Here is a 15,982-nt window from a genome sequence, read left to right on the forward strand (position 1 = left end):
CCTCCGCTATTTATCCGCTACTTGCCCATTGCGGAAAATATTATTTACAATACCATCAGGTGATTCGATTTTTTTAAAATCAATGTCTTCAACTTTTAATAGAGTAATCTTCACATCCACATCGATAACGACCTTATAGACACTCCTTTTTCTCGGAAAGAAAAATAGCAAAAAGCGTTCCGTGTACGTATGTTCAATCGCTTCAATCACATCGATGCTCACAGGTTCAATACGGATAATCATTGCTTTAAACTCGTCCATCACCTTTCTCTGAATTTTCCCGAGTGCGGTGTTAATAGCGAGCTCTTTTGACTTTCCCTTACCTTCTACCGAAACCTTAAACTGAACGATCTTCTCCATTCGTTTACCCTTGCACTTTCTTTAAATAGGCTTCCGTAATCCTCTTGCCTAGTTCTTCCGTATCCATAAACCCAAAACCGAGAACTTTTTTGCCTTCATTTATCGCTGTGACTCCTTCTTCAATAGAACGCATGCCATAATGTGCCGGATAGCCGTATTTTGTCTGTGCAGTGATAGCACCAGCTCCACCACTTCCACAGAAAGAAATTCCTAAGTCTGCTTGCTCTGTTTTCATGACATCACCGAGGCGCATATCAGCACCGACTCCAGAAATAACAATGGCTCTCCCTCCTGCAGCTTCAACGCCTTTTGCGACATTTTGTCCTTTTCCTAAGCGATCTCCAATTACAACTACAACTTGATTCATGTTCACATTCCCCCTTATTTCATTGAACCTTCAATTTTTGCTGTTTCAAAATGGATGGAAAGCAGATATTTCTCATCTTCGTGCAAGTGCGGTAATTTCTTGCACACCTTTCCTGCCATTTCAATCGATTGTTTTGACACTTCCTGAAAAAGATTTTTATCAACTGGCTGAATCATTTCCTTATACTTGGAACGATAGACCATTGCTGAAATATGCGATAATAATGAAAGCATTTGCGCATCTGTCATTTTGATCCTTTCTTCCGATAACAGCCTTTCCGTATATTTCATCACTTCCATACATAATTGCGGATTTTCACTTTTCTGGTGTAACTCTAGCATTTTGCCTTCCATTTTCCTTCGTGTATGCCACCTTTCCAGTCTTGATGGTGATATATGGTGTAAGCACTTGATGATAACTCATTTCTTCTCCTTCCGAATCAATAAGGGTAGACATTCCTTCTTCTTTAAGGGCAAATATCGTCACATCAGCGATTGAACCAATCCTAAAAGTCCCCTGCTCCTTTAAATGAAGCGTATCAGCAGCTCTTTTCGTTACGGCGGTGACAATATCTGGCAATGTATACCCTAAGGCGAGAAGCTTGGTCATCGTCGTCATCAGGCTGCCAACTGGATTCGAGTAGTTCTTTTTATAAATATCTGTGCTGATTGTAAATGGGAGATTATAATTGCCCTTAAACTTTCGCATCGTTTTATAACTAAAGCTCGAGGTACCATGTCCAACATCAAAACGCACACCTCTGTCAACAGCACTTCTTGCTTCCGGTATCAATTCTCCCGCTTCATTCAAGATGCCATGCTGCTTTCCGTGGAAAGCATGGGTGACGATATCTCCCTTTAGAAGAAGCGGAAAAATCTCTTGCAAATTAGGTGGAGGGTTTCCGATATGCACCATAATCGGTTTACCAAGTGCATCAGCAAGCTCTCTTGCATGGATTAACGGTTTTATTCCGCTATCCTTCACTACCGAACCGCTCATGCGCGCTTTTAAACCGACAAGACTTTTCTCCTTCTGAAATATCTCTTTTGCTTCTTCCAATGTCATTAACTCTTCTAATCTGGCAAGCTCGGACAGCCCATTACATAGACCTTTCCGTGAAATATTTAAAAAAGCCAATATTTCTGTTCTACTTTTTTCGATTATGCTCTCCTTAAAGACGTGGTAATGATCGTATCCTGCACTACCTGCATCGACAAGAGTGGTAACACCTTGCTCAATGCCGACTAAATCAGGTTCAATTCCAAGTTCAGTGTAATCTTTGAAAACATGCGCATGCAGATCGATAAATCCAGGTGCAACATAGTGATCCGTTGCATCTATGTATTCAATTCCTGCTTCTCCTTGCTCCCTGACCTCTTCCACTGTGGCAAAGACACCGTTTAATATGCCAATCTCTTTTTTGCTAACTGTCGAACTCTCCGGATCGACAACTAAGCCATTTTGAATAATGATTCTCTTACACATACCATCACTTCCATTTTTTCAAGTACTGTATCACTGTAATAATCTCAGCCTCGTGCACATGTAAGTCTTTCTCTTTTAAAATTTGCTGAACACGATGGAACATTTCCTCATCACTATCGAGCATTTGATAATGGGCATATAAGTATTGGTCATATTGCTTATCAAAATAATAGCGATGAACCATTAGAAAAATATGCATCATAAAAGCGTTTTTCCAGTTTTCTTCTTTTTCAATTGGAAAGGCTTCCAATAATGCGTGTGCGACTTCAAAGCCTTTCAAAATAATCTCTTGGCTGAGACTTTCACTATCTTCACTGTTCGTAAAATCATTGTTCTCAAGCAACTGGTTCATTTGATCACCATCTGAACCAATCATTGCCCGCACTTGTTTGCGGATTTCCTCAATATCTCTTTTGACAGGCAGCGGTTCGACCACAATAACAGGTACTGTAGCTTCAACGGGAAAAACACTGATGATTAAGTCTACCTCTTCAGTCTGACAAATTTCTTCCACTTCAAGGAGGGAGCAGTATGATACAATATCGACCGCTGGGATTTCTTTTTCCACCTTGTTTTTGATCAGACGGGCAACACCTCTCCCTGTAGAACATACATACAGAACCTTTACTTTCTTTTTCGGTTTAAATGTATTTTCATAGGAAACGAGAAAGTGCAAAACGATTAAAGAGCTAAAAGAGTCTTGGGCAATCAATGTATGCTGCTTCACAAATTTGCGACATGCCTCTTGAACGGTTTGAAAAAGAGAAGCATGATTTCTTTTCACTTCGTCCTCCATCGGGTTTATTTCGTTCAAATATAATGAGCCATTTTGAAGCCTTAATGACAAATGTGACAGCAAATTGCTATAGAGCTTCGGGTCTTTTTTATAGTCGATTCCTTCCCGGATGCTCACATATTCAATGATCTTCTTTGTGATCCCAACTACATCCGTTTGTTCCGATGCCTTTTCCATATTTCCAGACACATATAGAAACTCTTCCTCAAGCAATGGCAACTGCACTTCTGCATAGAGCTTTTCCATCACAGATACCAGAAAAAGAGATAGCTCATCTTTATATTGAGTGCGTTCTAATACCCGATAGCTGTTAATCGTATGGCCCAAATTTAACCTTGCAACCGAAAAAGTAAGGCGCAGCAGAAACTTTAATAGATCAGAGAGACGAAGCAAAGGAGCCAAGGAAGGGGAATATAACCCACTCATATGTTTTTCAGCAGTTTCATAAATTTGTTTTAGTGGTCTCTCCAATACGGTACCAATCTCCATTTGCCGCTCTTGTTTTGTAATTCGAGTAGTCATTTTATAAATTTGGTAATCATCTAAACTATTGTAAACAATATGCTCCAGCACAAGTCGCAGTTGAAGCTCGTTACCGATCAGCCGGTAACCTATTCTTGGCTTTCGCTCTAATTCAACATTTGACGATGTTAAAAATTCATCAACATGGTTCAAATCACTCAAAATTGTATTTCTGCTTACTTGAAGCAACTCTGAAAGCTCTGCTGCCGTCTTATAACCATTCGTTAATAATAAGGACAGAATAATCCTTTTCACACGCATCGCTTGATCCGGATAAACTTGAAAACGCTTAAATTGACTCAAAACCCTTCTTAGCTCTGCACGCTTCCGTTCATCGCAATGAATCCAAATACCCTTGCTTGTTTGGGAATTTACGGTCAAGCCCTGGATTTTAAACCACTTTCGTACATTTTCAAGATCATACTTGATCGTTCGCGTACTGACTCCAAACTCCGTCGATAAATCTTTAATCCTAATCGGAGCTTTTATATTTAATAGCTTATTCGTTAACTGAAATTCTCTCGCGCTTAGCATCATTTCACCACTCTACTAGTAGTCGTGCTTCATAATCGATTATTAGCTCCATTATAAGGACATTTTCTAATCGGGAACAGACAAAATTACTTCCCTATCGTTAGTGAAATAATTTGAATATTGGATCAATCCCTCGAGCCGTTTTAAAAAACTCCATATTGTTTTGTCGCCAACCTTATCACCAATACCTGCCAAACTTAAAAACCTTCTACGATACAGTAGAAGGTTTGATTTAATATTAGTAATCTGGTCAAAATCGTACTAAGTTTTCATATTACGAGAAATTTGTTTAATGTTTTCACAGGCTTTGTTATATGTCGGTGTTATCTTTACTTCAACCTTACAGAGCATAATTGAAAGACGTGTGAAACCAGAGCTTTACACGATTGGGTCAAAATGCGGTTTAGCAAAGCACTTTCATTTAAAAAAGTATTATAGCTGACCACAGAAGCTAATAGTCTTTAATTTAGGGATTGTTTTGTATAAAAACAAGGTTCACAGCATCAGCATTCCTTCTTACTTTCAATTCATTGAGCGCGGACAAACTTCACAATATTTAGGCAACCCTGTTGTTAAATAGTAAAAGCAGCACGTATGACGCATTCTCGTGGCTCCATTATTATCATTCCTCTGCCTCAGCGGAGTATGAAAGCGTGCCACCGGGTTATAAGCTTCTCCAAAATTAGCTCCGTCACTTAGTGCAAGTAGTGCAGCATAATCGGCCTGCGCTTGTTCCTTTTTACAGTTAGGCAGCTCAAGCTCAGCGATTTTTTTCTCAAATAACGAATAAATGCGCACTGCTGTATTTTCCCACAAGATAATAGGTGGCACAGAAGATGCCAATGACAAACTCCTCCACAATGGAGCAAGATGTAATAAAAAAAGCTGAGAGAGCGAACAAAAATACCAGTCCCTCCGTTCCTCAACTGAGTTGCCAATTGCAGGAGTAAAATTACTTGTTTGCAATATAAGACTCGGCTTCCAGTTCTGCTGCTGATTATTATAAAGCCACACATGCTTCAATGAAATATCGAGCGCCTTGTCATAGACGCTCATTGCATATAGAGCTGGCACAACTAAAAGCGCTGCGTAACGTTTTGCAAATTGTGAGGCTGCGACAGCAAGCGATGGCGCTCCGGTAACTGCACATAAGTACTGCAAATATTGAGTACAGTGTTCTTGCTCCAATAATTCCTCTATGCATATAAGTCGGTTTGATGAAGGAGTTTGTTTCATGAGTTCCAAGCAGCTAGCCGATTTCTTTTCTACCATAAGCTGAAAACGACTGGCCAATTCATCGCACTCCTGTTTGGTCAGTAGATTATTTGACATCACGTTCCTCCTCAGCTCCCACTCATAGAATGCGACAGATGACGTCCTTTGCCATAAGGTAGAAAAAGCGGAGTTCCAAAAATTGGATCGCGCAACAGCTCACACTTCATATCAAATACAGCCTCTACCGTGTTAAGCGTCATTACTTTTTCCGGTGGACCTTCAGCGACAACGGTTTGATCTGCTAAAGCGACAATATGATGAGCATAGCGACAAGCAAGATTCAAATCATGCAACACCATAACAATTGTGCAACGATCCCGTAAATTCAATTCATACAACAAATCAAGAATTTCAACTTGATGAGCCATATCCAGATAAGTTGTCGGTTCATCAAGCAATAATATATTCGTATTCTGCGCAAGAATCATGGCGATCCAAGCCCGTTGTCGTTGTCCCCCTGACAAGGAATCCACTGAGCGATCCGTCAGCTCGCTCATGCCGGTATCAGCTAACGCTTTTTTCACTAAGCGCTCATCCTCTCTCGTCCATTGCGACAACAAACTTTGGTGAGGATACCGGCCTTGACGGACAAGCTCTTTTACAGTAAGCCCTTCCGGAGCAAGAGGTGCTTGCGGCAAAATCGCTAGCTGCTGAGCCACCTCCTTTGTTGACCACTTCGATATTGCTTTTCCATCCAATAAGACTGCGCCTCCGTCTGGTTTTAATAAACGGCTTATTGCTCTTAGCAGAGTTGATTTACCGCATCCGTTCCGTCCAACAAAAACCGTAATTTTCTGAGGTGGAATTTTTAAATCCAGCTCATTAATAATAGGGGATTGCCCGTAGGAAAGTGTTAACGTCCTTGTTTCCAACATCGTCATCATGTACAGCCTCCTTAATTGTTACGATTGCGAAACAACAAATAAATAAAGAAAGGGGCACCAACTGCGGCGGTGAACACGCCCACTGGTATGTCCTTCGGCAAAAATACTGTTCTGGCCAAAGTATCTGCCAACAATACAATGAGTGCACCCGTTAACGCTGAAGCTACCATTAAGCTGCCGTTCGATGCTCCAGTAAGCTTACGAGCTAAATGCGGTCCAATCAGTCCGACAAATCCTACTGCCCCTGCTACCGCAACCGATGATCCTGCTAAAGCCACACTAATAACAAGCAGTACCGCTCGCTGTTGCTGTACAGATGAACCAAGTGCTGTCGCCACATCGTCTCCTAGCTCTTGTAGTCTCAAGTGTCTGCTGTACATAAATGCCAGGGGAATAAAAACAAATGACCACGGCAATAACGAAAGGACATTGACCCAAGAAGAGCCGTAAATACTTCCTGTCATCCAAATATAGGCCTGGCTCGCCGAAGCATTTGGACTTAATGTAATCATGAGCATCGTCAGCGCTCCTGTTATTGCCGAAATCCCGATGCCGATTAGGATTAAACGCACGGGACTGATTCCTTTTTTCCAAGCAAGCATATAGATAACCAGCGAAATTAATCCAGCGCCACAAAAGGCAGCAATCGGTAGAAAATGAATGCTCGCTTTGCCAGAAAACAAGGTAATATAAGCAATTGCCGCCAGCGATCCTCCTCCAGAAATTCCTATTATATCAGGCGAAGCGAGCGGGTTTCTAATGATTCCTTGTAAGATGGCACCTGCCACACTGAGTGAAGCTCCTGCAAGCATCGCTACGATAATACGCGGTAGTCTAAGTTCAAGTACGACAAGATTCATTTCAGCATTTGCTAAGCCAGTTGCTACACGGGAAAGTTCTTCAAGAGATAACCATTTGCCGCCAGCACTTAAACCGATGAGAAAACTAACAAGAAGCAGCAAGATAAGCGCCGCTATCACCTTTAGCTCTCTCAAATGGATGAGAAAACTTACCTTCTCTCGCTTGCTTCGATAGACTCTCTCGTTCATGGTCCTTCCTCCCTTGAGCGCAATCCTTTTCTAGCTATGTAGACAAAGAAAGGTGCCCCAATCAATGCGGTCATAATCCCGATTGGAACCTCCCCCGGCATCACAATATAACGAACTGCTATATCAGCAAGCAACAATAAAATCGCACCAAGAAAGGCACTGTAGGGAATAACCCAGCGATAATCAACCCCTGACAAAAAGCGGGCAATATGGGGCATAACTAAACCAACAAAACCGATCGATCCAGCGACCGAAACGGCGCTACCAGCCAGTGCCACAATCACGGCTGCGGTTGTTCCTTTAACGAGCACCGTTTTTTGGCCAAGTCCTTTAGCAATATCATCGCCGGAATTCAGAATCGTTAACGGTCGCGCCAGTAACTGCGCCACAAAGAACGCAACAAGCAAGTATGGGAACACAATTTGCAAATGCTGAAGCTCTCTTCCGGCGATCGAGCCGGCCATCCAAAAAAGCACGTCCTGCAGGCCCGATTCATTAAGTACGAGCATCCCTTGGGTAAACGATGAAAACAAAGCAGTAGCCGCAGCTCCTGCAAGCACGATTTTTACTGGCGTCATGCCATCGCGACCGAGGGAACCGAGGCTAAAAACAGTCACTGCCGCAACTGCAGCTCCAAGAAAGGCGATCCAAATTAGCGCGCTCATCGAATTGATCTGCAAAAAATTAAGCGCCAGCACAATAAAAAAAACCGCGCCTGCATTGATCCCAAAAATGCTCGGCGAGGCGAGCGGATTGCGTGTCAGTCCCTGCATAAGTGCACCTGCCACAGCTAAAGCAGCCCCAACAAGCAATGCAATAATCGCCCGTGGCAGTCTCGTTGTACGAACAATCATTTGCTCTATCACTGTGTTATCGTAATGAAACACGGCATCCCAAACGGCTGGCCAAGTAATTTGGGTGGTACCGAGCTTTAGATTCAAACCAAATGAAACGGTAAGCAGGATGCCACAGAACAGCAAGCCTGCCCACCGCGTGATTGACCGATTCAGAAACGGAATCACAACTTCTCCTCCACTCCAAAGAAAATCCTTATTTTTCTAGTTCAAAATATTCATATAAATCTTCAAGCATTAAAGTAGCGGCTATTGGACCCGAACCGTTATTCCAAACTGCCGTATCAACTTCATATACCCTGTTATTTTTTACGGCACGTAAATTTTGCCAAAGTGGGTGCTCCATCCATGATGCACGTAAATCCAATCTTCCATCATCGCGGGATGTACTCGTCTGATCAAATAGTATATCCGCATCCATTGAAGGGATATTTTCCTTCGTCGTCAGTTTTACGCCCCAAGACTCTCCCTTTTGATTCTCGGGACGAGGAATACCAAGTTCGTCCAATACTAGAGCGGCAAATCCGGTATAAACAATTCTGACATGATCAGTACGAAAATCAATCACAGCAACCTCCGTGTCATTCAAACGTTCTCCCACTTGCTTCTTAAAATCAGCAACCTTCTCATCCCATTGCTGGAGGAAGCTTGCCTCTTCTTCCTGCTTGTTAAGTGCTTCTGCCGTCAGGTGCAGCGTATCTTTCCAAATATGAACCTCCTCGGTCATCACAGTCGGAGCAATTGCTGAAAGCTGCTCACTTATTTTTTCATGTCTCGTTTTTGAAGCGATAATGACATCTGGCTTCAGTTCAGCAATTTTCTCCAAATCAGGCTGATTTTCATCACCCAAGTTTACAACTCCGTCCATTTGATCGCGAATGTACTCATACCAAGGCTGTTCAATCCATGATTCAACGGCAGCAATCGGCTTGACACCGAGCGCCAATGCGGCATCTGTTGCCCCCTGAAATAATGTGACAGCACCCTGTGGTGTTCCTTGGATATCGGTTGCACCCATTGCATGAGTGATTGTGCGAACCTGTCCATCCTGTGAACCACTTTGTTCAGTAGCTTCTACCTGACTAACAGCCGTTGTTTGCTCTCCCTTTTCTTGCTGATTATTGGATGTACTCGTTTGCTCTCCTCCGCAAGCGGCAAGCATGATTATGGTTAGCAGCACAATAAATATCGTTCCTATTTTTTGCATTTTTGTAACTCTCCCTTTGTTAATTAATTTCTCTCTCATTAAAACAAATGATAACGAGAATCATTATTAATGATAAAACATAGTCAAGCTCAAATACATGAACATTTCTGACATTATGCTGCGCTATACTGCATATTCCAGAACTTTTTTGTGCAAAAAAATCCCGCCAACTTATGCCGAAGCAACAAATGGGCAGGATGACAAAAGGGATAACAAAAAATTAAAAATTATAGTTAAGATGTAATACTCTGTTTTACGATATCTAGCAACAGATTATGGGACCATGGATTGTAGCTCGTATATAAATGACCGCTGCCAATCAAGTTGAATACCTTTCCTTGCCGTACTGCAGGCAATTGTTTCCATTGTGCTCTTGCGAATAATCTTTCAACCTCTTTTGCAAGCTTAAGCTTCGTTAATGACTTTCCATCATATTGGAAGCTCATCAGCAAAATACGTTCTGCCTCATAAGTTGCTAATTGACGAAGGGACACCTGCTGATAATGCGAAATGTTTTTTACACCTTCAGGTATCTCCAATCCTAGATCTTGATAAAGCACAGAGCCAAGATTGCGTTGACCATAGATGTACAATTCGCCAGCCGCATTTATGCCAAGAAGCAAAATACGTTCTGATCCAATCCTCTTGCGAATCGAGCAGCTCATTTGCAGTACCTTTTCCTCATAATGCCCCATCCAATCAGCAGCTTCACGCTGTTTATTAATAGCACGAGCGATTTCCTGAAAATGTTGGCGCCAATCCTGCTCAAAGTCCAGCTTGAGCGTCGGAGCAATCTGATTTAATTGTCGTAAACGCAAAGACAGCTCCTCTTCGCGATTTCCTCTTGTAACAATGATCTCTGGCTTTGCATTCATCAACTTTTCCATTTCCGGATTAAAATAGCCAATCGGTAATACCTGGCTCAGCTTGTCTTCTAATTGAAATGCACGATTAAGGACAGCCGCATATGGCGTTATACCGAGCGCTAACAAATGACCCGTCGTAAGATGATTTAAGGAGGCGATTTTTTCGGTGTTCCGTAAACGTTTGACATACAGAGAAGGCGCCAAACCAACCTGTGATTTAAATTTGCGGCTAAAATAAAATTCATCGCTAAAACCAAGAGAGTAGGCAATCATTTTTGCAGGCTCTGTCCCGTTTAACAGACGACTTTTGGCATGCCGAATTCGCACCTTGGTCAGGTAACGTATTGGACTACAAGCAAAATGTCTCTTAAAAACTCTAGTATAATAATCTGGATGCAGTCCGGCAATCGCCGCTAATTGCTCTCTTGTTATTGCTTCACTATAATGCTCCTCCATAAAGTCAATGGTTGCCTGAAGTCGATCAGCTAACGTATTACAATCTGCACCATTCCTTGTCATTTCATCGCAATTTGCTTGATCGCTCATGGACGCCTACCTCTCCTCATATAAGCATTTTATTTGATAATGATTATCAGTATCATTTTATAAAATTAACTGTACATATGCAAGATGAAATAAACTAAGCATCGGCAACCTGAATATACCCTTGTAACCGTCGGAGTACTTGGAATAAAAATGGTATATGAAAAGCTGATTTCCATAAACTTTGGTGCGTTGGCATCGTTTGCCATTAATCATCAAATACTATATTGGAGCGCGGCTGAGTTATAATATAGGAAATGATTAGAATGATATAGAAAAGGACAGCAATGCTGAGCAATTCAATTGAAGTAATAATATAGGGGGGAATCACATATGAAAATGAACGACCTCGGACTGTTAAACTCTTTATCCTCAATAATAAATTCAGGGAAATCTGCTAATATCGAATATGTTTTAGCAGAATATATTTTAAAAAATCTATATAGAATTTCCAGTATGAGTATTTCAGAGATAACAGATGAATGCTTTACATCCAGATCAGCGATTAGAAGATTCTGTGAACAATTGGGATACTCTAATTTTAGTGAATTAAAAAAGTCTGTGAATAAACTAGTATTCCCAAGTAATTTAAGATTTAGAGACATTAAAGAATATTCCAGCTATCAACACCATATAAAAAACCTAATTGATGACATGATTTTAGATATAGATAAACAATTAAATTTTGAAGACATCAATTATTTGTGCCAGTTAATTCATAAAGATGTAAAAGTAGTACTTTTATGTGCGAATAATACTAGCGGCACGATCATAAAGTTTCAACAAGAATTAATGTTTGCATCTAAAGTTATTCATGTTATATCAACTTCATTTACTACTAATAAAGTCTTAAAAGATTTAAATGATGAAGACATCATTATCACTGTGTCAGCATCAGGGAAATTTGCAGAATTATCATTGGATTTTGTTAAAAGTTTAAAAGGTCATAAATTCTTAATAACAGGAAATCAGGAGCAAAATCTAAAAAATGCTTATGAAAGTGTATTTTATATAAGTAAAAATAGTATTTCAAATGACTATCTAAGCATTTATGGAAAATATGGTATTACCTATATACTGGACTTGATCTCCATGCAATATTTATTTTTATATGCTTGAATCAATTTCAAAATTGTGCTTCTCAACTTAAAAAACGAATAAATTTAACGCTAAACAATAAAAATATTAGAATTTTAGAGTGGGTTCAAATGAATAATGCTAGAATTGTTCGTTTTTTAATTTACCTTCGTACATTGTGAAATCGACTCGCTTAATGAATAGTAAAACCTCCTTGAATAGATGAAAATGATTCAGCTACAAGGAGGTCTTTTAGTTTTATATATATTATTTTGTTACATTCGTAAAATCTCTAAATTCAATTACTATGGTCGTAGCAAAATGCAAGCTTTTTATTTAAAAGGTATGGTCTGAGATAAGCAACGGTACTGCATAATGGTAAAACATCATTACTCAATTTAATTCCGAGAATATCCGTTAGGTATTCCTTTCTTTTACTTATCCTCACCCAAAGCTCCGGATACTTTTCTCTTATTTCCTGTTTTAGGGCATCATCAGCCAGTGTTATGGTACTTTCAGTTGATACTCCATCATATCCAGCGACACGCGGAATAACATCCGTTTGAAAAATCATTCCGCTTTTAATCATTTCATCTGAGTTCTCGTAAATCGGAGATGCCAGCCACTCTTCATCAGCTGTCAAATGCCCTGGGCATAGCTCCCAATGATATACTTCTTTAGGAAGGACGGAATTAATAAAATTATACATTTCTCCACCGGACATGCCGATTCGGATATTCTCAAGCCACGCTACAATAGCTGTGTAATATGGTGCTGCCAAGTCTTCTACATATTTTTTTTTGCTTTCTGGCAACTCGGAACGATCCATTACAGCATAGCCAGCTCTACTGGACAATCCCCCTTTATATCCTACCGTTAGGGAGATTGCATCACCCCGTCTCACTTTTTTAGCGGTTGGATATAAATTGCCGTTTTCAAATCTTTTACCTGTTGATGCGATCGTAACTACGTTATTTCTTTGACCTAAATCATTCAATTCTTTTCCTAATTCAACTTCGGAAACACCGACATCTAGTTTGTTCATAGTACGTAGGATACAATCTGAAGCCAGTGATGCTCCAAATTCGTAATGTGCAATTTCATTTGCATTATTCACCCTCCGTACCCCACGGTTTCCAGCTATGAAAAGGTCTGTCCTGTTAGTAAGGGAACCGTCATTTCCAACAATCTCTCTGACAGTATCCACAATAAAAGCAGGAATATCAAAAAAATGACGATTATCCTCAACCTTACTTGTAAAATGCTTCCATCCCACTAACCCGATTTTCATCGATTCCCGTATTCCTGCCTCAAGAAAAACGCTTGAAAATGGTTTATTAGGCTCCATAGGCTGATTAGGCAGGGAAAAGTGTGGACAATGAATTCCTTGAACTGGAATTCTTGAATATTGTGTCTTATTATAGTTTTCATTTCCCAAAATTAGAAAGGCACTCCCATTTGAATGAAGAACCAATAATGCTTCTTCAAATCTAGGTACAAATCCTATCAAGTATTCAAAATTCCCACCATGTTCAAGGTCTGCATATACCAACAATGCATCCAGCCCGTCAAGTCTCATTTCTTGCAGTACCTTTTCATATCTAGCTTGTATCGTTTCATCATCGACTAATATCGGTTTTCCACTGCAATCAGGAATTGGAGCTTCGATTTCTCTCAACTGTGCATTTCTAGAATTATACTTCATTTATATATTTCCTTTCTCCATTTGCCTTATAAGTAAATTTCCAATGGCTGATTGATAAGAAACAAAGATATATATCACACACCACTAAACTTTACATCTAAAACATTTTATTTATCATACATCAGGTAGATTCTACTATTTTGAATCGATTTCATCATATGCGATCGTTGAAGTGCGAATAATGATTGACTCACTACTACATCATTAACATTCTGCACCTATTTTGCTGTAATAGCTAAGATTGTGTCATTTGCTGCGGTAACTTTTCCTGATAATATTGGCTTATCAATGTTCAGCATATCACTAGTATTCGTAATAATGATTGGTATTACGGTACTTTTTGCTCGCTTCTTGACCATATCTAAATCAACAGTGATAAGTGCATCTCCAACCTTCACTGTTTTTCCTTCTGTAACATGCACAGTAAATCCCTCACCATTCATAGAAACGGTTTCTAATCCAATATGGATTAAAAGTTCAGCACCATTTGCAGTTTTAATGCTGATGGCATGTTTTGTAGGAAACACATGCATGATATCTCCATTCACCGGAGAAAATATACTCCCTTCAGCAGGCACAATGGCAATGCCATCCCCCATCATTTTTTCTGCAAAAACAGGATCAGGGATATCTTCTATTTTCATTACATTACCTGTTACAAATGCTTTTAATTCAATCGTTTTTGTTAATTCAGCCTTTTTACTAAACATATTTTTAAACATAGTCACCATTTCCTTTGTTAAATATTATCAATAGGAAACATCGGGCGCATAATGCGTTTGAATGGCAGTTTTGATGTGTCCTGCAGCGTTGCTCCTTTGGTTAATGACATGACATTTAATTTACCCGCTGCTTTTAATTCAGGAAAAATATATCCCTGTTTTACAACGATAATGTCATAGTCTTTATAATCAAGACCAGCAGCATCAAACTGATGTAATTCCACAAAAGGATGATTGTTTCCTGAAACGATAATATCAATTGGTTTATCTTTAACAGTAATCGTGATGCAGGCTCCAAAATCACCTTCACTTGTGTAAGCATAACCAGCCAAATATCCTTTCGTTTTGACTACAACATCTAAATCTACTTTGGCGGATAATTCATCCAAATTCATCCCTAAAGAAATGGCTGTTGCCTCACCTACTTCACATTTAGCCAACTCATTTAATGTTTCTGCATCATTGATACTGGCAAACAAAAATCTCTTGCCATTGGTATTATTCAGTTCTAATACTTGACGCAATATAAATGTATTGCATCCCACAGACCCGGATGTGACATTGTCACCAGAATCGGTAATAAACACTGGTTTATCTTCAAATTCTATAGCCATTTTCATCGCCTCATCAGGCTGTGCAGTTAACCCGGTATAGTGGAACTCATAACGTTTATTCCATATATATTCTGCCAGTTTATCTGCAATTTCTTTTGCGTATTCTTGATCATCACCTGTTGCCGGGATAACCACAATACCACAGCCGGCAACATCCGTATCATGACGCAGGTAGCCTACATGCCATGAACAGCTGAGGATACTCGGATCTTCCTCCAATTCATCCATATATTTATTGATGGATTTTACAGGTTCATCAGCTGAAACACTCTGTTCCCCACCCAAAATCATAGGCAATTTACGATATACAGGTGTAATATTTTGTCGATTTTTTAACAATGCAATTAGCTTTTCACAAACAAACTCTATTGTTTCCGGAATGTCTGTATGTGGGGAATGTCGATAACTGCGAATCAGCGTTGTGCTTTCCACATATTCTTGGGATAAGTTTCCATGGGGATCACAAACCACCGCAATTGGTAAGTAAGGACCAACTAATTTGCGAATCATCTTCAATATGTGGTGATCCCCTGAGCCACCATCCAAATCTTCAACCTCGCTTGCTCCATGTAGGTGGAGGAAAATACCATCAATTTCATGAAGATGTTTTTTCACATCTTCCAAGATTCTCTTTTCAATGTAATCAAATGCTGGTTTCTCAAGAACACCGCCAGCATTTGCATTTGCATAAATGGAAGGGATGATTTCGACTCCATCTTTTGCAAACACATCTTTACATTTCATTTCCCGAATACAATCCTCGCCAAATAAAAGATTAAAATCCTCCAAGTTGCTTTTATATGGGATGTTAGCATTTGATTCAATAATAAATTGGGCAATCATTACCTTCATTTTTTACACCTCGTAACTTTTGATAGTCGAAAGCTCTTCCTATCTGATTATTTCTATTAAACTGTGTTAAGCAAGATTTTGCTCATACTTTTTTGGCTCATTTAGCTCTGACTCGATAAAATGAAGAGAAAAGTAACCTTCTAGCGGTTCATCGCATCAGTCCATCTTTTTAGCATAGCTGACAAGACGTTAAAACCTGGTTTCTAACGAAATGAGCCAAAATCAACAGGGATTATCTAACATTGCTATCTATTAAAATGTATTTCTTTA

The 15,982-nt window shown here is 39.8% G+C and carries 15 protein-coding genes; 1 reads left to right on the forward strand and 14 read right to left on the reverse strand.

Annotation, left to right across the window (positions count from 1 at the left end):
* Positions 1–6: 6 nt before the first annotated feature.
* The 11 genes from NST02_RS19620 to NST02_RS19670 all read right to left on the reverse strand — a co-directional run bounded on the left by NST02_RS19620 (position 7) and on the right by NST02_RS19670 (position 10,745).
* Positions 7–360, reverse strand: a complete 354-nt coding sequence (locus NST02_RS19620; RefSeq protein WP_137744105.1) for a DUF4312 family protein — start codon at positions 358–360, stop codon at positions 7–9.
* A 4-nt stretch (positions 361–364) separates the two neighbouring features.
* Complete coding sequence (locus NST02_RS19625; RefSeq protein ID WP_137744104.1) at positions 365–727, reverse strand: glycine-rich SFCGS family protein; 363 nt, start codon at positions 725–727, stop codon at positions 365–367.
* Between the two features lie 14 nt (positions 728–741).
* The gene (locus tag NST02_RS19630) at positions 742–1,068 is read right to left on the reverse strand and encodes a PRD domain-containing protein (RefSeq protein ID WP_170211328.1); all 327 of its coding nucleotides are present in this window, start codon (positions 1,066–1,068) and stop codon (positions 742–744) included.
* Positions 1,043–2,212 carry an amidohydrolase/deacetylase family metallohydrolase gene (locus NST02_RS19635; RefSeq protein ID WP_137744102.1) on the reverse strand — a complete coding sequence of 390 codons (1,170 nt, stop codon included), beginning with the start codon at positions 2,210–2,212 and terminating at the stop codon, positions 1,043–1,045. The genes NST02_RS19630 and NST02_RS19635 overlap by 26 nt, the downstream gene beginning before the upstream one ends.
* A gap of 4 nt (positions 2,213–2,216) precedes the next feature.
* Positions 2,217–4,067 (reverse strand): BglG family transcription antiterminator, encoded by a 1,851-nt coding sequence (locus tag NST02_RS19640; protein WP_212933874.1) that lies wholly within the window; start codon positions 4,065–4,067, stop codon positions 2,217–2,219.
* 519 nt (positions 4,068–4,586) lie between these two features.
* Entirely contained in the window at positions 4,587–5,396 is an 810-nt protein-coding gene (locus tag NST02_RS19645) for an IucA/IucC family C-terminal-domain containing protein (RefSeq protein ID WP_137744100.1), read from the reverse strand.
* A gap of 11 nt (positions 5,397–5,407) precedes the next feature.
* On the reverse strand, positions 5,408–6,220 hold the full coding sequence (locus NST02_RS19650) for an ABC transporter ATP-binding protein (RefSeq protein WP_340950032.1): 813 nt from the start codon (positions 6,218–6,220) through the stop codon (positions 5,408–5,410).
* A gap of 14 nt (positions 6,221–6,234) precedes the next feature.
* Positions 6,235–7,272 carry a FecCD family ABC transporter permease gene (locus tag NST02_RS19655; RefSeq protein ID WP_212933872.1) on the reverse strand — a complete coding sequence of 346 codons (1,038 nt, stop codon included), beginning with the start codon at positions 7,270–7,272 and terminating at the stop codon, positions 6,235–6,237.
* Complete coding sequence (locus tag NST02_RS19660; RefSeq protein ID WP_212933871.1) at positions 7,269–8,294, reverse strand: FecCD family ABC transporter permease; 1,026 nt, start codon at positions 8,292–8,294, stop codon at positions 7,269–7,271. The genes NST02_RS19655 and NST02_RS19660 overlap by 4 nt, the downstream gene beginning before the upstream one ends.
* Positions 8,295–8,322: 28 nt before the next feature.
* On the reverse strand, positions 8,323–9,333 hold the full coding sequence (locus tag NST02_RS19665; RefSeq protein WP_340949623.1) for an ABC transporter substrate-binding protein: 1,011 nt from the start codon (positions 9,331–9,333) through the stop codon (positions 8,323–8,325).
* Positions 9,334–9,566: 233 nt separating this feature from the next.
* A complete protein-coding gene (locus NST02_RS19670) occupies positions 9,567–10,745 on the reverse strand; it encodes an AraC family transcriptional regulator (protein ID WP_340949624.1) in 1,179 nt (392 codons plus the stop codon).
* Between the two features lie 330 nt (positions 10,746–11,075).
* Between NST02_RS19670 and NST02_RS19675 the strand changes: the two genes are divergently transcribed.
* Positions 11,076–11,861, forward strand: coding sequence for a MurR/RpiR family transcriptional regulator (locus tag NST02_RS19675; RefSeq protein WP_212933868.1), 786 nt, complete (start codon positions 11,076–11,078; stop codon positions 11,859–11,861).
* Positions 11,862–12,117: 256 nt separating this feature from the next.
* On the opposite strand, the gene NST02_RS19680 is transcribed toward NST02_RS19675, so the two are convergent.
* The 3 genes from NST02_RS19680 to NST02_RS19690 form a co-directional block, all read right to left on the reverse strand.
* Positions 12,118–13,524: a M24 family metallopeptidase gene (locus tag NST02_RS19680; RefSeq protein ID WP_212933867.1), complete on the reverse strand. Its 1,407-nt coding sequence runs from the start codon at positions 13,522–13,524 to the stop codon at positions 12,118–12,120.
* A gap of 218 nt (positions 13,525–13,742) precedes the next feature.
* On the reverse strand, positions 13,743–14,246 hold the full coding sequence (locus NST02_RS19685; protein WP_212933866.1) for a PTS sugar transporter subunit IIA: 504 nt from the start codon (positions 14,244–14,246) through the stop codon (positions 13,743–13,745).
* A 17-nt stretch (positions 14,247–14,263) separates the two neighbouring features.
* Complete coding sequence (locus NST02_RS19690; protein WP_340949625.1) at positions 14,264–15,712, reverse strand: M81 family metallopeptidase; 1,449 nt, start codon at positions 15,710–15,712, stop codon at positions 14,264–14,266.
* Positions 15,713–15,982: the final 270 nt, after the last annotated feature.

It is taken from the genome of Robertmurraya sp. FSL W8-0741, assembly GCF_038004005.1.
Classification (GTDB): Bacteria; Bacillota; Bacilli; order Bacillales; family Cytobacillaceae; genus Robertmurraya; species Robertmurraya siralis.

Excerpts from the sequence above, each read along its gene's own strand:
- NST02_RS19690 (WP_340949625.1), bottom strand. The coding sequence starts at position 15,712 with ATGAAGGTAATGATTGCCCAATTTATTATTGAATCAAATGCTAACATC.
- NST02_RS19640 (WP_212933874.1), bottom strand. The coding sequence starts at position 4,067 with ATGATGCTAAGCGCGAGAGAATTTCAGTTAACGAATAAGCTATTAAAT.
- NST02_RS19685 (WP_212933866.1), bottom strand. The coding sequence starts at position 14,246 with ATGTTTAAAAATATGTTTAGTAAAAAGGCTGAATTAACAAAAACGATT.
- NST02_RS19675 (WP_212933868.1), top strand. The coding sequence starts at position 11,076 with ATGAAAATGAACGACCTCGGACTGTTAAACTCTTTATCCTCAATAATA.
- NST02_RS19645 (WP_137744100.1), bottom strand. The coding sequence starts at position 5,396 with ATGTCAAATAATCTACTGACCAAACAGGAGTGCGATGAATTGGCCAGT.
- NST02_RS19630 (WP_170211328.1), bottom strand. The coding sequence starts at position 1,068 with ATGCTAGAGTTACACCAGAAAAGTGAAAATCCGCAATTATGTATGGAA.
- NST02_RS19625 (WP_137744104.1), bottom strand. The coding sequence starts at position 727 with ATGAATCAAGTTGTAGTTGTAATTGGAGATCGCTTAGGAAAAGGACAA.
- NST02_RS19635 (WP_137744102.1), bottom strand. The coding sequence starts at position 2,212 with ATGTGTAAGAGAATCATTATTCAAAATGGCTTAGTTGTCGATCCGGAG.
- NST02_RS19620 (WP_137744105.1), bottom strand. The coding sequence starts at position 360 with ATGGAGAAGATCGTTCAGTTTAAGGTTTCGGTAGAAGGTAAGGGAAAG.
- NST02_RS19650 (WP_340950032.1), bottom strand. The coding sequence starts at position 6,220 with ATGACGATGTTGGAAACAAGGACGTTAACACTTTCCTACGGGCAATCC.
- NST02_RS19680 (WP_212933867.1), bottom strand. The coding sequence starts at position 13,524 with ATGAAGTATAATTCTAGAAATGCACAGTTGAGAGAAATCGAAGCTCCA.
- NST02_RS19670 (WP_340949624.1), bottom strand. The coding sequence starts at position 10,745 with ATGAGCGATCAAGCAAATTGCGATGAAATGACAAGGAATGGTGCAGAT.
- NST02_RS19655 (WP_212933872.1), bottom strand. The coding sequence starts at position 7,272 with ATGAACGAGAGAGTCTATCGAAGCAAGCGAGAGAAGGTAAGTTTTCTC.
- NST02_RS19665 (WP_340949623.1), bottom strand. The coding sequence starts at position 9,333 with ATGCAAAAAATAGGAACGATATTTATTGTGCTGCTAACCATAATCATG.